This window comes from Paenibacillus urinalis, from assembly GCF_028747985.1.
In the GTDB taxonomy this organism is placed as follows: Bacteria; Bacillota; Bacilli; order Paenibacillales; family Paenibacillaceae; genus Paenibacillus; species Paenibacillus urinalis.
The window spans coordinates 462,056-483,663 of the sequence record NZ_CP118108.1; the positions used below are offsets into that span (position 1 = coordinate 462,056).

The 21,608-nt window shown below is 48.5% G+C and carries 19 protein-coding genes; 15 read left to right on the plus strand and 4 right to left on the minus strand.

The annotated features are described in order from the left end of the window. The first annotated feature begins 10 nt into the window (after nucleotides 1-10). From PUW25_RS02150 to PUW25_RS02190, 9 genes are all read left to right on the plus strand, one after another. The gene (locus tag PUW25_RS02150) at nucleotides 11-1,168 is read left to right on the plus strand and encodes an acyl-CoA dehydrogenase family protein (protein ID WP_274337964.1); all 1,158 of its coding nucleotides are present in this window, start codon (nucleotides 11-13) and stop codon (nucleotides 1,166-1,168) included. Further along, entirely contained in the window at nucleotides 1,161-2,174 is a 1,014-nt protein-coding gene (locus PUW25_RS02155) for a hypothetical protein (RefSeq protein WP_274337965.1), read from the plus strand. The genes PUW25_RS02150 and PUW25_RS02155 overlap by 8 nt, the downstream gene beginning before the upstream one ends. Continuing rightward, the gene (locus PUW25_RS02160; protein ID WP_274337966.1) at nucleotides 2,089-3,456 is read left to right on the plus strand and encodes an MATE family efflux transporter; all 1,368 of its coding nucleotides are present in this window, start codon (nucleotides 2,089-2,091) and stop codon (nucleotides 3,454-3,456) included. Before PUW25_RS02155 ends, PUW25_RS02160 begins: the two co-directional genes overlap by 86 nt. 11 nt (nucleotides 3,457-3,467) lie before the next feature. Then, nucleotides 3,468-4,595 (plus strand): arginase family protein, encoded by a 1,128-nt coding sequence (locus PUW25_RS02165; protein WP_274337967.1) that lies wholly within the window; start codon nucleotides 3,468-3,470, stop codon nucleotides 4,593-4,595. Beyond that, a complete protein-coding gene (locus tag PUW25_RS02170) occupies nucleotides 4,585-5,568 on the plus strand; it encodes an LpxL/LpxP family acyltransferase (protein ID WP_274337968.1) in 984 nt (327 codons plus the stop codon). The genes PUW25_RS02165 and PUW25_RS02170 overlap by 11 nt, the downstream gene beginning before the upstream one ends. 34 nt (nucleotides 5,569-5,602) lie before the next feature. Then, the gene (locus tag PUW25_RS02175) at nucleotides 5,603-6,928 is read left to right on the plus strand and encodes an insulinase family protein (protein WP_205054420.1); all 1,326 of its coding nucleotides are present in this window, start codon (nucleotides 5,603-5,605) and stop codon (nucleotides 6,926-6,928) included. Between the two features lie 4 nt (nucleotides 6,929-6,932). After that, entirely contained in the window at nucleotides 6,933-8,195 is a 1,263-nt protein-coding gene (locus PUW25_RS02180) for a M16 family metallopeptidase (protein ID WP_047911452.1), read from the plus strand. Nucleotides 8,196-8,220: 25 nt separating this feature from the next. Then, entirely contained in the window at nucleotides 8,221-8,901 is a 681-nt protein-coding gene (locus tag PUW25_RS02185) for a 4'-phosphopantetheinyl transferase family protein (RefSeq protein ID WP_047911453.1), read from the plus strand. A gap of 91 nt (nucleotides 8,902-8,992) precedes the next feature. After that, a complete protein-coding gene (locus tag PUW25_RS02190) occupies nucleotides 8,993-10,801 on the plus strand; it encodes a S9 family peptidase (protein WP_047911454.1) in 1,809 nt (602 codons plus the stop codon). A gap of 124 nt (nucleotides 10,802-10,925) precedes the next feature. On the opposite strand, the gene PUW25_RS02195 is transcribed toward PUW25_RS02190, so the two are convergent. Together PUW25_RS02195 and PUW25_RS02200 are read right to left on the minus strand one after the other, a co-directional pair. After that, nucleotides 10,926-11,957 (minus strand): ribonucleotide-diphosphate reductase subunit beta, encoded by a 1,032-nt coding sequence (locus PUW25_RS02195; protein ID WP_047911455.1) that lies wholly within the window; start codon nucleotides 11,955-11,957, stop codon nucleotides 10,926-10,928. A gap of 15 nt (nucleotides 11,958-11,972) precedes the next feature. Continuing rightward, a complete protein-coding gene (locus tag PUW25_RS02200; RefSeq protein WP_047911456.1) occupies nucleotides 11,973-14,309 on the minus strand; it encodes a ribonucleoside-diphosphate reductase subunit alpha in 2,337 nt (778 codons plus the stop codon). Nucleotides 14,310-14,999: 690 nt separating this feature from the next. Here PUW25_RS02200 and PUW25_RS02205 point away from each other — a divergent pair. The 3 genes from PUW25_RS02205 to PUW25_RS02215 all read left to right on the plus strand — a co-directional run bounded on the left by PUW25_RS02205 (nucleotide 15,000) and on the right by PUW25_RS02215 (nucleotide 17,531). Continuing rightward, nucleotides 15,000-15,299 (plus strand): MTH1187 family thiamine-binding protein, encoded by a 300-nt coding sequence (locus PUW25_RS02205; RefSeq protein WP_047911457.1) that lies wholly within the window; start codon nucleotides 15,000-15,002, stop codon nucleotides 15,297-15,299. Nucleotides 15,300-15,438: 139 nt separating this feature from the next. Further along, nucleotides 15,439-16,953 (plus strand): sulfatase family protein, encoded by a 1,515-nt coding sequence (locus PUW25_RS02210; RefSeq protein ID WP_047911458.1) that lies wholly within the window; start codon nucleotides 15,439-15,441, stop codon nucleotides 16,951-16,953. A gap of 104 nt (nucleotides 16,954-17,057) precedes the next feature. Beyond that, the gene (locus PUW25_RS02215) at nucleotides 17,058-17,531 is read left to right on the plus strand and encodes a hypothetical protein (protein WP_047911459.1); all 474 of its coding nucleotides are present in this window, start codon (nucleotides 17,058-17,060) and stop codon (nucleotides 17,529-17,531) included. Between the two features lie 116 nt (nucleotides 17,532-17,647). Here PUW25_RS02215 and PUW25_RS02220 read toward each other — a convergent pair whose 3' ends face one another. Both PUW25_RS02220 and PUW25_RS02225 read right to left on the minus strand, forming a co-directional pair. Next, nucleotides 17,648-17,845, minus strand: a complete 198-nt coding sequence (locus tag PUW25_RS02220; RefSeq protein WP_047911460.1) for a hypothetical protein — start codon at nucleotides 17,843-17,845, stop codon at nucleotides 17,648-17,650. Nucleotides 17,846-18,156: 311 nt separating this feature from the next. Further along, a complete protein-coding gene (locus PUW25_RS02225; protein WP_047911461.1) occupies nucleotides 18,157-18,345 on the minus strand; it encodes a hypothetical protein in 189 nt (62 codons plus the stop codon). Between the two features lie 122 nt (nucleotides 18,346-18,467). On the opposite strand from PUW25_RS02225, the gene PUW25_RS02230 reads away from it, so the two are divergent. From PUW25_RS02230 to PUW25_RS02240, 3 genes are all read left to right on the plus strand, one after another. Continuing rightward, the gene (locus tag PUW25_RS02230; RefSeq protein WP_047911462.1) at nucleotides 18,468-19,121 is read left to right on the plus strand and encodes a hypothetical protein; all 654 of its coding nucleotides are present in this window, start codon (nucleotides 18,468-18,470) and stop codon (nucleotides 19,119-19,121) included. Between the two features lie 76 nt (nucleotides 19,122-19,197). Beyond that, a complete protein-coding gene (locus tag PUW25_RS02235) occupies nucleotides 19,198-19,332 on the plus strand; it encodes a YjcZ family sporulation protein (protein WP_238546338.1) in 135 nt (44 codons plus the stop codon). 733 nt (nucleotides 19,333-20,065) lie between these two features. After that, complete coding sequence (locus PUW25_RS02240; protein ID WP_047911463.1) at nucleotides 20,066-21,481, plus strand: HD-GYP domain-containing protein; 1,416 nt, start codon at nucleotides 20,066-20,068, stop codon at nucleotides 21,479-21,481. The last annotated feature ends 127 nt before the right edge of the window (nucleotides 21,482-21,608 follow it).

Below are 21,608 nucleotides of genomic sequence, written 5' to 3' on the forward strand. Positions count from 1 at the left end.
GAGTATGAGCATGATTACCACCGATAAATTACGAGTCTTCGAGCAGGAAATGAAAGAGATCGGCAGCGATTTGAGGGAGGTAGGACAGCTGGTAGATGAGCAGCCCGAGCGCTTGTCCTTATACACCAGCCGTCCTTCTCTGCAGCTTGCCAATCGGATGATGATTCCTCCTGAATATGGCGGCGAACCAATCGTTACGATCGGATCAGAGAAATATTATGGGCTTAGCTGTATCGAACGGGTCACGGCGATCGAGCAGCTGGCCTATGGCGATGCAGGCACATTCTTGGGCTGTCCGGGTCCCTCCATGTCCGGCATTATCATCAATGAGCTTGCAGATTCTCAGCAGAAGGAGCGCTTCTACTCCCGATTTCTGAAGGCGCCCTCCTGGACATTCTTTGCTCTGTCTGAACCCAAGAAGGGCTCTGATGCAACCGGAATCCAGACGAGAGTCCATAGAGCTGTTGATGGAGACATGATTCTAAATGGCGAGAAATATTTTATTGGTAACGGCTGCCGTGCAGACATGGGACTTGTATTTGCCCAGACCAGCCATACGCCGCTCGGAATTCAGGTTCTGCTGATCGACACCTCGGTAGAAGGGTTTAGTGCGGTTCCACTTGATACGATGGGTGTCCGTGCTGTGCAGCTTAGTCATCTTACCTTCAACGGCTGCAGGATTGAGGAGGAACAGGTGCTCGGCAGACATTTGAGCAAATCCAGAAGGGGCTTCTGGGGAGCGCTGCAAACCTTCCATCAGATGCGCCCCGGTGTAGCCGCGCTTGGTCTTGGTGTTGCCCAGGCAGCTTACGATTATCTGCTTGCAGAGCGCAGGCAATATAAGGAGAAGGAGCAGCAGGAGCTTGAGAAGCTGTGGCTTCGGCTGGCAGCAACACGTTCACTGATCCGTTATGCCGCGATGGAGATCGATGCTGACGGACAGAAGGGATACCTTGCTTCACTGGGTAAGATCCGGGCAACTCAGCTTGCAGAGGAAGCCACCCAGCTGGCAGCAGATTATTTGGGTCCTGGATCGCTGTATGAGCATCCGCTATTGAATAAATGGTATCGGGACGCGAGAGCATTTGAGTTCATGGAGGGAACGACCAATATACAGAAGGTCAATGTGTTCCAGGCTTATATTACGGGGAAGATGAGCTATGCATAAGAGATTGAAGATTCCTCCGTTGTTCGTCAACAGTATCAACTGGCTGACTATACCTGATCAGGATTATGTATTGGAGGCATCACCGGAAGACTATCGTGTCCTCTCTCCCTACCTGTATGCGGAGAAGGCATATTTCGGTACTCCCATGGATTCTGTAATCCGCGCATATATTCGAGACGGAAAGCGCGTGACCAGCGGGGACATGGCTTGTAAAGTACTGGAGCCCTTTCAGAAGGACAGCTGCTGGGATTCAATTGTATTAGCACAGTCCTATCCTGACAGGTATGCACTTAATCCTCCTCTGGCCCGGCTGCTGGAGGAGACTCCGCTTCACTTCGCAAACTATCTCGGCTTATCTCATCTGGGTCCGCTTGCCGCAGTAGAATTCATTCCTCTTATGCACTTGACAATCCAGCGTCAGTCACTTGTTGTTTTCTCAGAGCAAAGGATTGTTCAGAAGAAAGAGGTTACTGACTTCCCCGAACAAGGAAACTCCCTCCCACAGAAGGAAGTGGGACCCTATCCTCGAACGGATATGGCAGTTGCGATGGAAGTGAACCCGGCAGGAGGAGCACTTGAGCTTCATTACGAGGGGAAGCAGGAGTGGTCTTCTGCGAATGCAGAGACGATCATAGCATCACTCATTAAGAGATACAGCCCGGACCAGACCTTTATCCAGTCTGCACTCCATTATGGATTTGATTCTGATTCAGCACCCGCTGTTAACAGCAGGGCAGAAGACGCGCTAAGTGGAGATGTCTGGGTACAGCTTGCCGAATGGCTCCGCTTGAACCAGCCTGAAACCGGCACCAGAGTACTGCTCGTGGCAGGGGATCATCATCAGCTGTCGGTCTGCTCTGTCATTGTGCATTCGATGCCTGCACTAAATTTGCTGACGTTTAACGAAGGAGAGATATGTCATGAAGAGCCTGGATTACACGACAGGAAAGATCAGCGGACTGCTGCTCAAGACAGCAGTACCTATGCTTCTAGCCTCTCTCGTTAATATGATCACTCAGATGGCGAATGTGTTCTTTATGGGACATACAGGACAGGATGTGCTGTATGTACTGTCTTTATATATCCCTATTTCATTCCTCTTGATCGCACTCGTCGAAGCGCTCCAGCTGTCTGCACAGGTTACGATATCTCGCCATCGCAGCAAGGATCAGGCAGAAATCTCAAGTCTGCTGGCTCATTATGCAGCAGGCGGCCTTCTGCTGACGATGACGATCGGTCTGATCGTCATTCTGTGTGTGCCGCTATTCCGCTACTATTATGGGATTGCAGACTCCATTCATCCGCTCTTCTCAGGTTACGTAAGAGGGATGATGATTGCGGCCATCCCAACCGTTCTAGGGGCCATTGCGAGTGCTGCCCTGCGTGGACTCGGCAGGGCACAGCAGGCTTCCCTTATAGCGGTAGGAACAGCGGCAGTGAATGTTCTGCTTGTATATTTACTGGTCCGTGTTATTGGCCTTAGCTTAAGTGGAATCGTCTATGCCAATATGATCAGCGGTCTGCTATCCCTGTCTGCTGCGGTTATTTATCTCATTCGCACGGGTCACTTCAAGCTTCCTCCTCTTCAATGGAGGATGTCACAGTTAATTCTATTGCGGCATGTAGGTGTACCCGTCTTTGTGTCTTACTGTCTTATCTTTCTAAGCACGTTCTTTTATAACCGGATTATCAGTCCCTATGGTGAGAGTGTTATCGCTGGCTTCGGGGTAGGTTATCGAATCCAGACCATGGCCATTCTGCCAGGCATCGTGATCGGTTCCGCCATTGGGATCATCATTAATCAGAACATGGCTGAGAAGAAAGGAGAGAGAGCATATGAAGGCTTCAAGAAAGGAATGCAGCATTCATACGCTGCCTATGCGCTGATTGCAGCCGGCGTATGGCTCTTCAAGGAGCCCATTGTTACCTTTCTCATCGCAGAGGAAGCAGCCCGGCAGGAAGCGGTACAGTATCTGAGCATCGTGGCGCCCTCCTATATACTGATGGGTCCATTAATGACGGCTCTTCTGACGATGGAACAGACAGGTCAGGGGTATCGTGCGCTCCTGCTGAACGCGGTTTATTTTATCCTTATCGTGGCTGCCGGTTTCGGAATGACGACACTCTTAGATCAGCCAGAAGCCTTCTATTGGTGCATATTCTTCGCTAATCTAGCGGGTGCCAGTGTTATTATCCCTACGTTTCGAATGTATAAGAAGCGCTACATCCAAGAAGCTTCGGACTCAGATCACAGAGCTCAAGAAAAAGTATTCTCACCACAAGCCTAAGGAGGTACGTTATGAATCCCTACTATCTGATGCAGCGTCTGGGAGAATCATGGGTTGCGGCAGATGAAGGCTTTACACAATTCTATGAGGTGCAGCCTGACACCTGGAATAAGGATAGAGATACTCCGATGATTCCAGGTGTTCGTCATCCGCTCATTCCCTATTTTAAATTCAGTCCACTGCTGGGTCAGCCGAAGCCAAACTTCTATTTATTAGGTATTCCTTATGCCGGAGGGACAAGCATTCATGATTCATCCGTCGGTTTGTTCGAGGACAGCCTCAGGGCCGAATCGTGGAAAAGAACTGTGTACCCTGCTCTTGTATCACCCTATACTTCCGGTCTATATGACATTGGAACAGACCGGCGTTTGATGCAGGGCGTCATTATGCAGGATTTAGGATCGTGCGAGAAAGAGCTCTTCATTGGTAATGAATTGGGTGTGAGCTCGGCAGCCGTCTCAGAGGCAGTGAAGCTCTCGGTTGCAGAGCAGGCAGGGCTGTACAGTATTGGTGGAGATCATTCGATCACGCATATGCTCTTATCTGCATTTTTGGAGCATATAAACAAGCCGATTATTTTGATAGAGTTTGATGCGCACCATGATTGCGGCATTGACGCGCTGCATCATGATCGAATTCATCATGCCAATTTTGTACGCCATCTGCTGGCACAAGATGAGATTGCAGCGGTCGTACAGCTGGGACTAAGAGGGATCCGATCTGTGGATCAAATGTATACCCATGATAAGCTCATTCAAATTTCTGCAGAACGTTTGGAGCCGCAGACGATCGAGCAAATACTTTCGGATCTGCGGGCTATTCATCCTGAGGCCGTGGCATATCTCTCCTTTGACATGGATTGTCTGGACCCCGGCACCTTCCCTCATGTCGACTTTCCGCTGAGCGGCGGACCTTCCTGGCACGTCGTGCTGCAAGCGATGGAAATGGTGCTTCGTTCCGACCTGTATTTCATTGGCGGCGATTTGGTTGAAGGTCAAGGCGTTCTCGCCTCTGATCGGCTGCCAGGGCAGATGGAGCTGGCCCTGCGGCTGATGGCCCACATGCTCGAGGGTCTGCATCAGAACCGGATGTCTTGCGATTGCAGTCTACATATAGGAGAGATCTGTCATGAATCTTAGAGAATCGTTTGAGCTTCACCGAAATGCAGTACAGCTCGAGCTTGAGCAGCAGAGGGAGGCCGGCATCAAGCTGGGCTACTTCTATGCGCTTATGAATATTGCGAAGGAAATGAACCCGCTTGGAGGGCCGAGAACGGCTGAGGAGACATGGATTGATTATCTGTCCTTCTTGCGGACGGTAGAAGAGCATAAGAAGTCACCGTATTCCTTCTTGGAATGGGATGAGGTTCATGGACGAGAGCACGTGCAGCATACTCTTCAGGAGGGAGGGGCCTTCCTCACCTTTCACTATGGGTTTGTCAGACACAATATGGTGACGATTGGACAAGAAATCCGCAATGGCTATTACCGTGAGGGTCTTCCTTTTTATCTGGTAGCGGAGAGGGATACCGTTATGCAGGAGAAGCAGCTCGATAAGTGGGAGTCCATTCGTAAATATTCAAGAGCGGAGATGCTGAACTCCCAGGATGAGCTGATCGGCATCAAGCTGTATTCCCATTTGAAAAAAGGCGGCTGCTTCAGCTTGTTCGTGGACGGACAGACGGGCTATAACACAGACAATTATCAGCTGCAGCTGCCGTTTCTGACATCGAATATACGAACAAGAAGCGGAATATTCCGAATATTGTCCAAAGCCAAAAAGCCGGTGTGTCTGTACTTCATGACCATGACGGCGGACTACAAGAGCCGGATTGTATTTCTTCCTCCGTTTCAGCCGAGTGAGGATGTTCAGCACATTGCAGAGCAGATCTATGGTCCCTTTCGGGCTCAGCTGCTGCAGCAGCCGGAGCAGTGGCGATTCTGGGATCGTCATCATGAGCAGGTTCTAGCTTGGAAGAGCGAGGAGACGACAGCTCCTTCCTCTCCTATTGGGCCTCCCCGGCTTGACTGGATCAGCCGGCCTGTTGAAGGCTTCGGCCAGCTCGGAATGAATTTGCAGCAAGCGGAGGTATACAACCTAAGCCTAAGTTAAGATTCCTGGACTTTCATATTAGGGAGGTGTCATCATGTCCCATCGTTTCATATCAACGAGTCGAGGCAACGTATCTCTTCATTTAATGCCTACGACCAAGTACTATAACGCTTATTTGACGGTATCCATTATCAATAGCGGAGAAATTAATGAACAGATGTACTCCTTGCTCGGAAGGCTTCTCTGGACAGCAGGAGGCACAGGTCTGAGCGAATCAGCAAAAAGAGAACGGTTATGTATGCTGTACGGAGCAAGCTGTAAGTATCACATCGAGCAGAAGGGGTCCAATCAGATCCTTTCCTATGCTATTAAGGTCCTGCAGCCCGGCGATTCAGAGGCAGAGAGCTCACCCGCTAGGGAGGCGCTCAAGCTCTTATCCGAAATAATGATGAGACCTTCCGGGCCCAATCGCTTTGATTCAGAGCGAATGAGGGAGGAAATGGATGGGCTTAAGTATGCGGTACATCGAGAGGCACATGATCCAAGCTCCTTGTTAAAGAGCCGTTGTCTATCCTATATCGGCTATGCATCACAATCAGCGAATAGCTGTGAAGATGGTGAAGAGGACTCGTGGACCATAGAAGAGCACCATATATATGAGGCTTATGAAAAAGCCATTCGTTTACCTATACACATCCACATTGTTGGTAATGTGTTGCCTGAACATTATACGGATGATGTATTCTCCTGGTTCACACCGCAATCCTCTGCCGTACAAGAGCAAGGGGATCCGATTCTTATCTCATCTGCGAATCAAATAGCTTTGGGGAGCAGCATACCCGCCGGGAAAGAGCCTTCCCTTATGATTGAACACGGTAATTTTAATCAGTGTAAATTAAACATTACTTATAAGACCCATGTATCCTATGGTTCGCCAGCCTATGCAGCGCTTTTTGTATTTCATAATCTGTTTGCCGCCGGCCCCATGTCCCGGCTCAATCGGGAACTGCGAAGACGGAGCCAGCTTGTATATCAAGTGATGAGCGAGCTGGATCGATTCCAAGGACTGATGCATGTTCATACGGGTACGACAGTCGGCAATATGAGTGATATTCTCTCCATTATTGACAGAGAGCTGGAGCAGGTCGCCGATGGGAAGGTGGAAGCGGCCGAGATCACACAGGCGATTGAAGGAGTACTTCATTTCATGAAAGTCGGCATCGATCTGCCCGAACAAGAGATCGATATCCACCTGGATCAATGTCTTACGGGTGCCACAATGGATACAGCAGACTTCTTGGCACAGATCACAGCTGTAACTTCAGATGACATTGTACATATCGCTTCGAACCTTGAAAAAGCTGTAACCTGGGTTCTTTTTCCGAATGAGAATCTGGACAGAAGCGGGAAGGGAGCATAGAAGCATGAAAATAACACTCGATCAGGATGTGATAGAGCACTGTCTGCCGGGAGGCATGCTCATTCGGATTCTCCCAAGGCCGGAGCATGCCCACACGTTCACTTCGCTCAGTGTATCCTACGGAGCTATTCATGATGGACCGGAAGTCTCTGATTCACAGATCAGATCCGCTTCAATACATGCTCCTTATGGGACGGCGCACTTTCTGGAGCACATGATGTTTTGCCAGCCCGGCCCCTCGGTTAATCAGCGTCTACGTAGGCAAGGTGCTTCGACTTCGGCTCTTACCAGGTACGATGTAACAACCTATCAGATGGCTTCTACAGATCAGTATTACAGCAACTTGGCTCTATTTATGGATTTGATCCTCACGCCTTATTTTCCTGAAGAGCGAATTCAATTAGAGAAGTCGATCATCAGGCAGGAATTATCCGGCTATACCGATGAGACCGTATGGTTATGTATGCAGCAGCTTCTCTCCATGCTGTATGGGGAGAATCATCCACTGGCTATGGATGTCGCGGGTACGCCGGATAGCATTGAAGGGATCCATGCATCCGTGCTGCATGAGGTCTATGGGACGTATTATACACAGAACCGGATGGCGCTGGCGGTAGCAGGTCCGGTTAAGGCAGATGCTGTCATTGATTATTTGGAGAGCGTAATCCCCGAACCAGCTGTGATCGCTCCTGCCTCAGGTGAACAGGTGGCTTTATCCAGGAAGCCCTCAATAGATATGTACCGTGAAACACAGAGGTTTCAGCCGATTCCGGTTGTTCAATTTGGCTTTGCAGCCGATCCTGCCTCTATGTCGACGAGAGAGCACGTCATGCTGATGGTTGGACTCGAGGCTCTCTTTGGCGAAGCTTCTCTGTTTTTTCAAGAGGCAGTTCATAACGGCTTGATCAATAAAAATGCAGCATGGGAGCATTATTATCGATCCTCATTTTCATTTTCCATTCTGAGCGGGTTCTCGATTGATCCCAAGCAGCTGTACAACCAGGTCGTCTCTTGTCTCATGGAGCTGCCGTATAAAGGCATCAGCGGGAAGGTACTGCAAATGAGCCGGATGAAGTGTATTGGCAGACATTATGCAGACCTCGATTCGCTCAAGCAGGCCTGCATGTATGTATCAGAATCGGCACTGATGAATCTGGATTATATGAAAATGGGAGAAATGTTCCTCCTGCCTTCAGATGAGGAAATACTGCACGCTTTGTATCAACATGCAGTCCCTGAGAAGCTGCGAATGTCAGTGATGACCTAGCTGCTATAGTAATGGGGGTGAATGTATGAGCTGCACGTTAGAGGTGTGGATTCAGTACACTTCTGCCCAGGGGCAGTGTACACTGGCGCCTGAGCTGCGGAATGCCTTGAACGATAGTGAGGTAAAGAGAATGCTGCGATACCGAACCTTGAAGGACAGGACCCAGTTTGCCGCTTCAAGAGCTTTTTTAAAATACGTGCTCAGTCAGCACCTCGATTGTTCTCCCCAGTCAGTACAGCTGGAGTACCATGCGAATGGGAAGCCCTTCGTCCGCCAAGGGATTGAATTCAATCTGGCCCACACGGATCAATTGACATGCGTTGCCATTGCAGGCAGCTGTCCTGTCGGTGTTGATGTGGAGCGCATGCGGGACATGCTGAGAGCAGAGCGAATCGCTTCCCGGTTTCTGACCCCATCCGAACGAAAATACTGTCTTGCCTCGAGTAATGAACAGGACCGAACAAGAATATTACTACAGATGCTGACGCGCAAGGAGGCGCTCGCCAAAGCGACGGGGCTCGGGATCGGAGGCCGGTGGCTTAAGCTTAATACGCTTGCGGAGGATTATACCTGGATTCGGCATTCACAATTGGAATCAGGGGAGTCCTATACGACTCGTCCGCTCTATCTCTCGAATGATTACATTGGTTCGGTCTGTTATCTCGGCAGAGGCTCGATGAGCCTTAAATATCGAACAATACGTTAGCTTAAGCGCATTCCATATCTTGATCATGAGGGATGTGTAAATTATGATGTAGAGGAAGTGAGCAAACGAATATAAAGGAGGCTTTATCGCAATGATTAACTTTCCTATCCCGGACGTGGCTCAATTTTTCCAAACCAGTGTTATTCGATATTTTACGGTTACCAAGGATGAATCCAGACTATTGTTTAACAGCAACTTGAACGGTCAGCCGAACCTGTGGGCTATGGACCTGCCCGGCGGCTTTCCTTACCCGCTTACATATGAGAATCAGTCAGGCAGCTTTATGAAGACAGACCCGAACGGCGAGTTTATACTCGCTGATTTTGACAAAGACGGTGATGAGAATCTGCATCTGTATGTGCTGAAGCCGAGCGGCGGCAAGCCGGTTAAGATTGTGCCCGGTGAAGCAGACGATAAGTTCTATTTCGTGAAGCTGTCGAAGGATGGGAAAAGAATATACTATGACACCTCCAAGGATAATCCGGTGTATCTGAATTCCAGATGCCTTGACCTTGAATCCGGGCAGGACGAGCTGCTTCATGAAGGAGCAAATAGACCGACTTATCTTGCAGCGATCAGCCCGGATGAGAAGCGCAGAGCCTATCTGAAGATGTTCTCAAATACACATCAGTCCTTGTTCATCCAATCGGATGGAGAGGCTGAGGTAAAGTATGTATTCCCTGAAGAAGAGGTTCAAGTCATTAGAAGCGTTACTTTTGTCGATGACGATACGCTGCTGTTTGTGACCAACCAAGGAAAGGAATTCTCTTATGCAGCTGAATATAACATCTCAAGGGGTGAAGTTAGAACGGTCCAAGCCTTTGATCAGGAAGAGGTTGGAGCCATCGAGTGGCACAAAGAGTCTCAGACTTTGTATATGGTTACGAGTGTGGGAATTGAGAGCCGAATGTATGCTGTCCCTTATGGTGAAGAAGGGTATACGTCCGTTCCTCTGCCCGTTGATTTCGTAGAGCAGATATCGGTGGCTGAATCGGGAAATGTATATATTCTTGGCCGCGGGGCAGTGAAGCCCTTCAACATTTACCGTCATGTGAATGGGGAGTGGGAGCAGCTCACGAATAACGTCGTCGTGGGGCTGACGGAAGAGGATTTGTGTTACCCGGATGTCGTTAGGTATACCTCCTTCGACGGAATGGAGATTGAGGCCTTACTGTTTAAGGCGAAGCCTGAAGCGGCTAACGGTTATACGGTCTTCTGGCCGCACGGGGGACCGCAGGCTTCGGAAGGTAAGTTTTTTAGACCGATGTTCCAGTTCCTTCTAGCCCGGGGTTATAACATCTTCGCGCCTAACTTCCGCGGAAGTGCAGGATATGGGGCGACCTTCATCAAGCTGGTGGAAGGAGACTGGGGTGAAGGCCCTCGACTGGACTGCGTAGCAGGTATCGAATGGCTGTTTGAACAGGGTATAAGCTCACCAGATCGTCTATTTATCGTGGGGGGCAGCTACGGCGGCTATATGACGCTGCTGCTTGCCGGACGTCATCCCGAGCTGTTCCGCGCAGCAGTAGACATCTTCGGACCGTCCAATCTGTTTACCTTCATTGAATCGGTTCCGGATTCATGGAAGCCGATGATGGAGCAGTGGCTGGGAGATCCGGTGAAAGACCGTGAACGACTGATCAAGGATTCACCGATTACTTACCTGAAGCAGATGGTGAAGCCGATGCTTGTCATTCAGGGAGCGAATGATCCGCGCGTAGTACAGGCTGAATCAGATCAGATTGTTACGGCGTTGAAGGAGCAGGGGACAGAAGTCGAATATATCGTTCTGGAAGATGAGGGCCATGGCTTCTCTCGTAAGGCGAATGAAATTCTTGTATATACAGCGATGGCTGATTTCCTCGACAAGCATCAAGCGAGTGTAGAGGTTCATGCCTGACATTCTCGATTGAACTAACTGCACCAAAAAAAGCGATCTTCCCGCCGAGACGGAAGATCGCTTTTTGATATCGTTAATCGTTTATCCGTTAAATGATTTATCGCTTGAAAGAACGCAGCTGATCTTACAGATCGTCGAATCCGTTATCATCACCGACTTTACCGTAGTTACGGGATTTAGCTTCGAAGAAGTCGGTCTTCGTTGCATTCAATGCCTCATCAGAGAACGGCTTGATCCAAGGCATACTGTTGACGTCAACGCCCTCGTATGCTTTGTCCATTCCCATCAGGCGAAGACGCTTGTTCGCTGTGAACTTGATGTAGTCTTCAAGCTCAGGAAGATTGATGCCGCGTACTTTTTCCAGTGTGTAGTGTGCCCAATTGGTTTCGAGCTCTACTGCACGGTTGATTGTACGGTAGACATAGTCATTGTTCTCTTTTGTATTCAGCTCTGGGTAGTCAGCCAGCAGCTGCTTGTAAACTTCAGCGAAGAAGTAGCAATGCTGGTTCTCATCCCGCTGAATGTAAGAGATCATCTGTGCCGTTCCCATCATCTTCTGATCCCGTGCCAGATTGTAGAAGAAAGCAAATGTACTGTAGAAGAAAATACCCTCAAGAATCATATCGGCAACAAGCGCCTCAAAGAACGTTTGCGGCGTAGCTTCGTCACGGAAGTTCTGATAAATATCCGCAATGAATCGATTCCGCTCCAGCAGAACCGGATCATGCTTCCAGTACTCGAAGATTTCCTTCTGCTCATCCCACGATACGAGGGATGAGAGCACATAAGAATAAGATTGATTATGCACGACTTCCTGCTGGGCAATAATAGCGGAGATCGCCTCAAGGGAGGAATCGGTCAAGTATTCTCTAACGTCCCCGACGAACATGGTCTGCATGGAATCGAGCACGGCCAGCAGGCCGATGTTGATCTTGAATGTGCGCTGTTCTTCGGCATCCAGATGCGGGAACTGCTGAGCATCCTTGGACATTGGAATTTCGTCAGCGATCCAGTAATTCAGCAGCAGCACTTTATACAATTTATACATATGAGGCATGCGAATGTCGTTCCAGTTCAGAATCCCGGAGTTCTCGCCGTTAATGATACGGGTGGATTTATTCGGTGCCTCAGTGTTGAAGATCTTTTGCTCATTCATTCGGGTGTTGCCTCCTTAAGATTCACATGATTCACATTCGTTCTCAATCGTCAGCGCACGGCTGCGTACGTAGTAAGTGGACTTGATGCCCGCCTTCCAAGCATGCAGGTGAAGATCAAGGAAATCTTTTGCACGGATATCAGGACGCACATACAGATTAAAGCTCTGTGCCTGGTCAATATGACGCTGACGCGCAGCAGCCATATCAATGGAAGCGTGCTGATCGATATTAAATGCAGTCTTGTAATACCAGATCGTCTTCTCGGACAGATCCGGTGCTGGATTCGCAATCTTGTAAGTGGTCTTCTCTTCATAAGACAAGAGCTCATACAACGGGTCAATACTTGCTGTGGAACCGGCAATGATCGAAGTCGATGCGTTTGGTGCGATCGCCATCATCCATCCGTTACGTACACCATGCTCACTTACTTCTGCTGCAAGCTCATTCCACTGCGCTGTGCTGACAAATTTACCTTCACGGCTTCCGTCCGTGTAGCCGCGGGATGCGAAGTAGTTACCGTTCTCCCAATCTGAACCAGCAAATTTAGGGAATCTTCCTTTTTCTTTTGCCAGCTCCATGCTGGATTTGATGGCAATATAGCTGATCTTCTCATACAGGTTGTCGTTGTAGGTTACTGCTTCTTCGGATTCCCAGCGAATGCCCTCAAGCGCAAGCAGGTGATGAAGACCGAAGGTTCCAAGACCGACAGCGCGGTACTGGCTGTTTGTATATTGTGCTTGAAGTACTTCAATATTATTAATGTCGATGACATTATCGAGCATACGCATTTGAATCGGAACCAGACGATCCAGAACGCCATGTGGTACAGCGCGTGCAAGATGGATCGAGTTCAGGTTGCAGACAACGAAATCGCCCGGCTTCTTCGTAATGATGATACGGGTCTCGCCGTCCTTCGTCACAAGCTCTTCCTGCTCAATCGTTGTAGCAGACTGATTCTGCATAATTTCTGTACACAGGTTGGAGGAGTAGATCATTCCTTTGTGACGGTTCGGGTTCGCACGGTTTACCGTATCGCGGTAGAACATGTACGGTGTGCCTGTTTCCAGCTGAGACTTCATGACACGCTTCATGATATCAATCGCTTGAACCGTGATGCGGGACAGGTCTGGATGATTGGTAGCCTCCTCGTATCTTTCGCGGAAAGTGCCTTTGCCGAATTCTTCATCATAGAAGTCTTCAAGACCCAGAGCACGGCCGTTCTCGTCCTTCCAGCCCATCACTCTCTTCACTTCATGCGGATCGAACAGATTCCATTCGCCGCGGCTCTCTACACGCTCAAGGAACAAGTCCGGCAGGCAGATGCCGTGGAAAATGTCATGAGCACGCATGCGCTCGTCACCATTGTTCAGCTTCAGATCCAGGAATGCCAGAATGTCTTTATGGAAAACATCAAGGTAAACGGCAATCGCACCTTTACGTGTACCGAGCTGGTCTACACTGACAGCCGTATTGTTCAGCTGGCGGATCCAAGGAATAACGCCGGAGCTTGTATTCTTGTGTCCACGGATATCGGAGCCTCTGGAACGTACTTTTCCGAGGTATACGCCGATGCCGCCGCCCATTTTGCTGAGACGTGCTACATCCGTATTGGAATCGAAGATTCCTTCCAGCGAGTCGTCAACCGTATCAATGAAGCAGCTGGACAGCTGACCAGCTACCTTCTTACCTGCGTTGGACATCGTTGGAGTAGCTGCTGTCATATAGAGATTACTCATCGCCCAGTAGGCTTCCTTAACGAGCTCAAGACGTCTGTCTGCAGGCTCTTTGTGCATGAGGTACATTGCGATAACCATGTAGCGTTCCTGCGGAAGCTCCATGACTCTGCCGTCGAAGTCGTTCGCAAGATAACGCTCAGCCAGCGTCAGGAGTCCGATGTAATCGAACAGAAGGTCATTTTTTGCTTCAATCGTGGCACCGAGTTCTTCAATTTGTTCTTTTGTATAGCAATCGAGCAGCTCTTCGCGATAGATGCCTTTTTTCACAAGTGTTGTAATCAGTGGATAGAATGCACCGTACGGCTCTTCCGGATATGCTTTGTAACGGCGGTTGTTAGCCGCTTTTTTGTATAGAGAAGTGAGCAGTGAACGAGCTGCTGCATATTTCCAGTTCGGCTCCTCTTTGGTTACCAGTTCAAGAGCAGACATGGAGAATGCATTGCTGATTTCTTCACTGGATACTTCGTCACGGCGCAATTTAGAGGTTACACCACGAACGAGTTTTTCTTTATCAAGCATAGGCAGATCAGCAAGAATACGGTCTGCGTACACGGAAATACGGATCTCGTCAAAGGCAAGCTGACGATTGTTTGGTTTGTTAACCACTTGTGGCATGAAGAGCCCTCGCTTTCTTATGATAGTGATAAATGGAGTAAAGCATTAAAAAAAGTAAGATCATCCTGCTGTGAATTTCGCCGCATCTACATCGTGGATTTTCGGGCTAGAGAATCGTACTTGAAGTCATCTTACATAGAAAAAGCATTTTCCGGCTTTCTCGCGGCCAGATAAATGCCATTTGCGTCCCCGCTTGCTGGTATAGTTATACTGTACGCCGGGGGTACGCGAGTTAAGGTGTGAATATAGGATTATTGGATAGCCCATATGTACCTGCTCAGTTCGTTGTCCCGTAACATGGAGCTCTTAAATCTCTAGAATTGCCTAATGTGGAGCCGCATAAATTTCTACTAAAAAAAGCTTGACAGTTATAGAGATTCGTACAATGGTCGATTCTGTCTCAACACTACATTTGGTTGATGTATTACAAGATTACCCCAATATGTTGTGCTTGTAAACACCAGCTTGATGTTGAAACGCATTTGCGATTATAGCAAATATCCCAACATACCGCAAAGGAAAAGGGCTGGAAGAAGTAGTAGAATCTCTTAAATATTTTTTTTCTGTGAACAGGATCATGCTACAATGGGTATATCGTCAGCAAAAGTCAGAATGTTGAATCAAGTGAAGAGCCTATCGAGGCGTAAATTATAAATAATTGGAATTTCGACTAATTTGGAGGGGATATAAATGGCTATAGCTGAGGTAACTATTATTCCGATTGGAACAGGAAGCACAAGCCTGAGTCCTTATGTGGCAGAGCTGCAGCGTACGCTGGCTAAGCAGCCTGGAATTCAATACGAGCTTACATCCATGAGCACCATTATCGAAGGTGAACTGGACGATATATTTGCTGCCATTCGGGCATTGCACGAGACTCCGTTCGGTACAGGCGCACAGCGGGTCTCGACTTCGGTTAAGATTGATGACCGCCGTGATAAGCCGTCTTCCAGTGCCCAGAAGCTGGCTTCAGTCAGAGAGAAGCTGTAGATTTTGATGTCTTCTCATCATTCATTTCCGCGACCTGCCTGACTCGACTCCATCTACATGTATATATAATGACCAGACTGTCTAAATGTTCCGTCTTGCCTTGAAGTTCTCGAATAGATGAAGAGAGGATGAAGGGGAAATGCCGCAGGATAAGCCCAATATTATCTTTTTCATGACAGATCAGCAGCGCTGGGATTGCATAGGTAAATTCAACGAGCATATACACACGCCTAATTTAGATCGTTTGGCTGCGGAGGGCATTACATACAGTCAGGCAGTTTGCCAGTCTCCAATGTGCGTACCGAGCCGGACCTCCATGATGTTCGGATACTATCCTTCTCAGACGGGGGTCAGAACCAATTATGGCGGCATTTACGATGAGGACAGGCTGCCCTCTGATCCGCTTCCCGAATTGATGCGCAAGGCAGGATACCAGACAGCTGGATTCGGGAAAACGCATTGGAATCACGGCGAACGGACGGAGATTCCGTCTTCCCGAGGGTTCGAGGTGAGGGCTGTGGGACTCGCGCGGAACAGCGGTCATTACGAGGAAAATGCAATCATGATGGGCGACACACATCCCGAGTATCTGGAAGCTTACAGCAGTGAAACGGCTCACTTTGGCAGTGGCGAGGAGAATGTTCACGGCTATATAGGCATGACCAGCCAGGTGCCTATGGAGCAGCATCGTGATGGATGGGTCGCTGAGCAAAGTCTCAAGTTTCTGAATGAAGACGTAGACCCGGATCGTCCGCTTTTTTTCTACCTTTCCTTCCTTAAGCCCCATGCTGGCTTTAATGTGCCTAAGCGATTCGAAGATTTGTACTCCATTGCCGATATCCCGGATATTCCACAGCCGCCATGGCTCGACGAAGAGAATACTCACCTTGCCGCATCAGATGAACTTAACAGCCGAAGCAGGGAGTCCTATCTGGACAAGAAAAAGGCCTTTCTTGCGATGAGCGAGCAGGAGCGAAGGCGTACAACGCTCCGATATTTTGCCAATTGTTCATGGCTCGATCATTACTTTGGCCTGGCACTTGAGAAGCTTGAACGACTGGGAAGGCTGGAGAATGCGCTGATCGTTTTTGTTTCGGATCACGGAGAAATGCTCGGTGAGCGACAATTCCGGTTCTCCAAATATAATTTATATGATGCAAGTGTCCGGGTGCCATTGATCTTATCGGGCTCCTGGATTGCAGAAGCGCAGCGGGGTACCATCGATGATCGCCCAGCAGAGCTTATCGATCTTGTTCCGACGCTAAGCGAAGCTGCTGGATTGCCGCGCAACCCTATGCTGCCGGGATTTGATCTGCTGGGTGACTTGAGACGGCAAGGGACATTCTGTGAATTTCATGGAAAAGGAGTCAGCGCACCGCATTCCGCACCGGCCTATATGTGGCGAACGAAGGAATGGAAGCTGATCTTGTATATTGAGGGAGCAGTGCGGGATGCTGGGGCTAGAGTACAGCATACTAAGGGAGAGCTGTATGACCTTGCGGCTGATCCTGGTGAGTGGGTTAACCTGTATGAAGCGGAGGAGCATGCGGGAATCCGGGAAATGCTAAAGACAGAGCTGCTGATGCATCTTGCTGTTGCATGGTCTAAGGGACCCGTACTGTATGATAAGGGCGGCTTGGCACCGTTAGCGTAAGCAGATGCTCTCATTTGGGCTGGTGCGGATTCTTTGAACCTCGCCCGAACCATGGGCATATATCGTGTATAGATCATTTTCTTACACGAAAGGGTGTAACGTTCATGTCCGTATATTTGTTACCTTCAAATTTCTTTCAGGATGAGATCAACAGAGGCCGAGTAGGGCATTACTACCGATCCGTCATCACCGGGTATGGTCAGGTGACCTGGCAGCTCCTCGGCTACGCACCTCCTGTTCCTCCAGATACGAGCGGCATTGTCAGCTTGAATTTGGTCTTTCCGAACGGCACTGTACAATTCATGCAAGTGAGCAATGTGGATATTATCGGGGCCCAATACCTTGGCCCAACACTTCCTGCACCCGGTCCTGGTCCCGGTCCTGGACCAACACCACCGCCAAGACCGCCATACTGCAGCTTTATGTGGTGGCTGCCTGAATGTCAGGGACATGGAGGCGGAGGCATCGGCAGTGGAATGGGCGGCGGATTCGGCGGCGGATTTGGTGGCTATCCTGGGGCAGGAGCACCGAGAAGCTGTGGATGTCCTTGTATTATGCCAACCTATTATTATCGATAGATCCACATAAAGAAGCGAACGCTGTAACAGCGCTCGCTTCTTTGGTCTTGTCAGAGCTATATAGGTGCTTGTATGTCAATATCTTGTTGTGAGATTTGTGCAATGGGTGAATCAACTTAGAAGTGAGCAGCAACGATGGTAGAGGAGTGTTTAATATCATGTATGTTAGCTGATATCCGTCCTTGGTCACAAATAATGACCAGGTTCTCTGAATCAGGGCTGATTTCAATCTCACCGAAGTAGGATGTGCCGTTATGCATCACCAAGCATACGCTGTATCCTTTATCTTCTGCATATTTCAGTGTGTCAAGCATGAGAATCCCTCCATTCCAAAAATATTACATACTCTATGTATCGACTAGATGGTCGCAAATGATAATAATGGAACAAAAAAACAGTTAAGTAATTTGATTATACTTAATTTTAAGACAAAAAACATCCTCTTTTTTCCACAAAAGAATGCTTATTTCAGTATACAAAAATGCGGGATAAGCCCGGGTCAGATCGAATGAACGATGAAAAAATCTGCCGAAGCCTTCCCGCTATTCGTCTATCGTAAAACGAGTGCCCATATCAATTGATGAAGGTTCGCATAAGCTACTTTAGGTAAGGTGAGTTCTCCGCATCAGGTTATAACCTCCGTCACATCTGGCAGAGAAAAATCTTTCAAGGCGATGTACAATCCGATGCCTGCAGCAATGAATGCAAGGATAGCAGCGATCAGGGCTAAGTATTCGATCTTTCTTGCTGCAGCTTCTTCCGAATTGTTGCCATTGTTATTTCTATTCTTGCTTGATATGCTGCTTTTTTTCATCCATGTCACCCTCTTTAATCAAGATGCCTCCGTTCTTTCTTCTAGTTTATGATTACTCATAGGAAGGCGTTCTAAAAAAGGGTGCTTTCCCAAGCGATATGTGCCCGAAAGGAGAGAAGCCCGTGAATAAACAGCGAACCGATGTAAGAAGGAAAGTGTCCAAGACCCCCGCTAGAAAAAGGACAAAGAAGAAGGCGAAGCGTGAAGCTGCCTCTAATGCTTTTTCTCTGTTGTCATCGAAGCTTCTGGAGAATTTATCCCCGGAGCAGTTCTTGGCTCTATGCAGTACGTTAATGGAGATGAAGGATGGGGTTGTCGACATATTTAAAGAGGTGAAGCCTGAGAAGAAGCAGAAAATGCACGGTTTGATCGTGCAGTTCCTTGATCAATCCGACCAGCTCAATCTGCCGAAGAAATATAAGGCTGCATTGGGGGAGCTCGGTCAGAGATTGAAGCAAATGAATCTGGATCAGCCCTCCCCTGCGGAAGTGAATCAATCCGTGCAAGCCTTGCCGACTCCTCAGGGACCGTCGCAGGGATTACCGAACAAGCCACAGGTCCAGCAGGCACTACATCAACACCCGCACCATCCGCCAGGTCCGAATGGCCCTCATCCTCAGTCAGGACCTCAGCAGCCACCGCATCATCACTCGAATGGCCCGCATTTCCAAGCAGGACTGCACCATCCACCTCATCCGTTCCATCCCGGTCGTCCCCATCCTAATCACAGACCACCATCCTATTCGGATTCAACGGCAGCTCAAAATTCGAAATAAAAGGGCAATTAGCCCGGTCGAAATAAGGTCGAGCAACATATGGTATGAGTGTAGTACACAGAAAGGAGGAGTTACAATGAGCGAAGTAGGATACGGATATGGCGGCGGCCAAGTAGGCGGCTTCAGCGGTTACGATGGAGGTAAATCCATCGGCGCAATCTTGGTATTGTTTATTCTCTTGGTTATTATCGTTAAAGCTTTCTGCTGGTAATGATTTGACCATGATATAAACTTAAGGTCTGCCTGCATAGGCAGGCCTTAAGTTTTGGCAGAGAGTACACGATGTAATCACATTGCCTGAATGGGCGTACAGTACATAGTCGTCACGCTAAGGAGAGAGCCGTGCTCGTGACCACGTGAGTTCGATCAGCACAAGCGAGCGGTACACTCCAGAACGTTGGACAGCCCCCGTGCGATGAATGCTCGGGGGCTTAATGTTTGTGCTCCCAAGGTCGCCCTCGTCTAAATGATCAAAAGCGGCTTGGTTCAGCAATATAAATTTAACCTATATTATAATGCTGCTCTTCGTAGTAGCGTAGAAACTACAGCTGCATTGTATTCCTCTACTTACATTTCACACAACAAAAGCCCTACCTCTCTTTTGTCCTTACGGCTCCGATGACCGCGCCAGTTTGAATGAAAATCATAAAATCTCGTGTTTGGGTTATAACGCGATTACTCCATGGGGTTAAATGAAGAGTTATCTTACTCCGGATCATATGCATTATTCTTATGCCAGCCGCGAATAAATGCATGACCTTCAAAGAGGAATGTAATGGGGTTAAATATTCATAATACTAAGTAGTATATCATAGATTACAGCAATTTACAAATACAGAACTTCTTCAGGGGAAACAGGAAAAAGCATATTCTCGTTATTGGGACTTCTGGGCTATAATAGAACTTGAGAATAAGCTTCTAGGGAAAGCGAGGTTGTATTCATCTTGCAACGGTATCAAGCGCTGCGCAAAAGATTGGCTGTTAACTACATCGCTAGCTGGGCTGCAACTGCTGTACTGGCGCTTCTGTCTATACGATCTTTAACGCTTCATCTGCATGCAGCAGAGTCCCGTTATTTGGCAGTGATCTTGGCTGCCGCATTACTTCTTACACTGCTGACTGGAATATACCTTATCCTCAGGCAGGTTAGACCTTATAAAGATATACAGCTTCAAGCTGAGACCGGCACAGGTCTTCAGTATGCGTATGATTTTCTCCACACCTTGCCGGCTCACGCCTTCTGTCGGATACTGTACTCGCATTATATTTGCTTGTCTTTACCGGTCGTGCTGCTAAGTACGATCCTGAAGCGGTTAGATCTTCTCCAACTATCATTTATACATACTTTATATATTGTAATAAGCTTTCTTTTCGCTGCTTACCTGCATGCCATTATCGAATTTATGATGACAACGAGAGCCATTAGACCTTACATATTAGCCGTCGAAAATAAAGCGGAGGCAAGCGTTACCCAGCTAGTTTTTACAGGGCAGCAGCCTGTTTCTCTTGGTCCCAACACATGGATAAGGTTAATCTTTATCATCATCTATCCTTTGCTGCTCGTGTTTTTTATAACCGAAATTCAGCAATTTTATTACTCTGAAACCGTCATGAGGGAGTATGCCGGACTTGGCGTATGGCTACTGCTGCTTGGGATTGGCTTGTCTATGTTTGCAGCAGCCCGTCTTATAAAAAGTGATCACTCTACGACGGAAGGCTCTACGACGGAAGGGATGAATCAATTAAGTCTTGAGCTGAAGGAGAGAGACGAGCTGGTGAAGCAGCTGCAGGACAGCTATTTTAGTACCTTATCCGCAGCGCTGGACGCCAGGGATCCTTATACGGCGGGTCATTCCATGCGGGTGGCAGAATATTCGGTCATGATCGGCCGCAAGCTGGGGCTTGCAGAGGAAGAGCTTGACACCCTTTACAAAACGGCGCTGATTCACGACATCGGAAAAGTAGGCATCCCCGATATGGTGCTGCTTAAGGAAGGTAAGCTCAGTGAAGAGGAGTATTTGACGATTCAGCGTCACCCGGTGCTTGGCGAATCGATATTACAGCATGTCCAGCCGGCACAGTCGATTAAGCCCTTCCTATCCGGGGTACGTTCCCATCACGAGCGTTATGACGGCAAGGGATATCCGGATCAGCTGGCGGGAGAGCGTATTCCTTTATTTGGAAGAATTATTGCAGTAGCGGATGCCTTCGACGCTATGACCTCGGACCGGCCTTACCGCAAAGGAATGAAGGATGAGGAGGCCATCTCTATACTGGAACAGGGCCGAGGAACACAGTGGGACCCGATTATAGCTGGCATATTTGTAGACCAGTACCGGTGCAGACCATCCTGCTGTTAAGAATCCGTTAAGAACTTCATCTCCTGCCTTGTCGATTCAAAGATCCTGATTCGGGTTAAGAATATAACACGCTGGTGACATACTTTCTAGTCTCTAGGAACTTGGAATCACCATACAGACAAGGAGA